Annotated in this window: 1 protein-coding gene; it reads right to left on the bottom strand. The window is 61.3% G+C overall.

Annotated elements, in window-relative coordinates; all coding sequences use genetic code 11:
- Positions 1 to 1,635 (bottom strand): DEAD/DEAH box helicase family protein (locus H6B10_RS14430; RefSeq protein WP_204652237.1); only part of this gene is annotated, 1,635 nt, incomplete at both ends.

Raw genomic sequence — 1,635 nt, 5'->3', positions numbered from 1 at the left:
ACTGCTTGTTGAATACTTCCAGGATGGTTTCGGCGTGGCGGTGGTTCTTGGCAAAGATGATGGTCTTGCCCAGTTTTTCGCCGTAGTCGATTTTCAGGCCGTGGGTCATGAGCAGGTCGAGGGCCTTGCGGATGGTATCTTCGTTGAAGAGCCATTCGTTCAGGGCCGAGGACTGGATGCGTTCGGGCAGTTCGCCGTTTTCGTCGGTGAAGGTGTTTTCATACTCGGCCTTTTCCTCGGGGGAGAGTTCGTCGTAGACGATGCCCTGTTCCAGGAATTTGAGCTTGCTTTCCACCGTGCGGTAGTCCACGAGGAACCCGTCTTTGACGGCCTGGGCCAGTTCGTAGCCGTAGGTGGGCACGCCGTTTTGCAGTTCAAAGACTTCGTAGGTGTTTTTGTCGATTTCATCCTTGGGGGTGGCGGTCAGGCCTACCAGCGGGGCGTCGAAGTAGTTGAAGATGTCCCGGTATTTGTTGTAGATGGAGCGGTGGGCCTCGTCGCAGATGACCAGATCGAAGTGGCCCACGGTGAAGAGTTTGCCCTCCTCGTCGTGGACGGTGTCGATGCAGTTCATCATGGTCTGGTAGGTGGAAAATACGCAGTGTGCGGCGGCGTTGTCCTTTTCCTCACAGAGGTTGGTGACCGAGAGATCAGGCAGCAGGTTCACAAAGCTGCGTTTGGCCTGGGTGACCAGAGAATTGCGGTCAGCCAAAAACAGGATGTTTTTCACCCAGCCGCGGCGCAGCAGCACATCGCACAGGGCAATGACGGTGCGGGTCTTGCCGGAACCGGTGGCCATGACCAGCAGGGCTTTGCGGCGGTTCTGGGCAAGGGCCTGGCAGGTAGCCTTGATGGCGCCCTCCTGGTACCAGCGCCCGGCAATGTTGCGGTCCACCTGGATGTTGTCCAGCGGGGTGCGCATGGCCCGCAGATTGAAGAGCTTTTCCAGGTCCCGGCGGGAATAGAAAGCAGCCACCCGGCGCTCGGGGTAGGTGCCGTCGTCCAGGCGGGTGTCAAAGCCGTTGGTTAAAAAGACCACCGGGCGGCGGCCGCATTGCTTTTCCAACTGGTCGGCGTAGAGTTTGGCCTGCTGGCGGCCCCGGGCGGGGTCCACACAGGTTTTTTTCGCTTCGATCACGGCCAGGGGGCGGTGGGCGTCGTCGTAGAGCACATAGTCGGCAAAGCCCTCCCCGGCGCGGTTGGGCATACCGGGCACGGGCACTTCGTTCAGCCAGTTTTTTCCCTCCACCCAGCCGGCATCCCGCAGCATGGCGTCGATGTAGAGCTTGCGGGTCTTGTACTCCGACAGATCCAGCGGTTTGGGGGTATAGGCGGGCTGTTGGGCGGCGCGGCGGGCGGACAGTTCCTGCCGCAGGGCCTGGTTTTCGGCCATCAGGGCATCCAGATCCACCTCAGGCGCCGCGGGCACCGGCCCGGCGGGCTGCTGGGTGAGAAGGGAAGCGTCAAAGCTGCCGGGGGTGTAGTGGGTGCCGTAGCAGCAGGCCACAAAGTCCATAAAGTACCACAGGTTTTCCAGGCAGAGGGCGGCCTCCTCGGGGGTGACGGGCTTGCGGTCGGCGTGGTTGGCGGTGTTGCCGGTCTGGCGTATGTAGTTCAGCCGCCGCCACAGGTCCT

Source organism: Gemmiger formicilis (assembly GCF_016901605.1).
In the GTDB taxonomy this organism is placed as follows: domain Bacteria; phylum Bacillota; class Clostridia; order Oscillospirales; family Ruminococcaceae; genus Gemmiger; species Gemmiger formicilis_B.
Note: the sequence above shows the minus strand (reverse complement) of the source record. Positions and strands in the feature narration are given on the sequence as shown.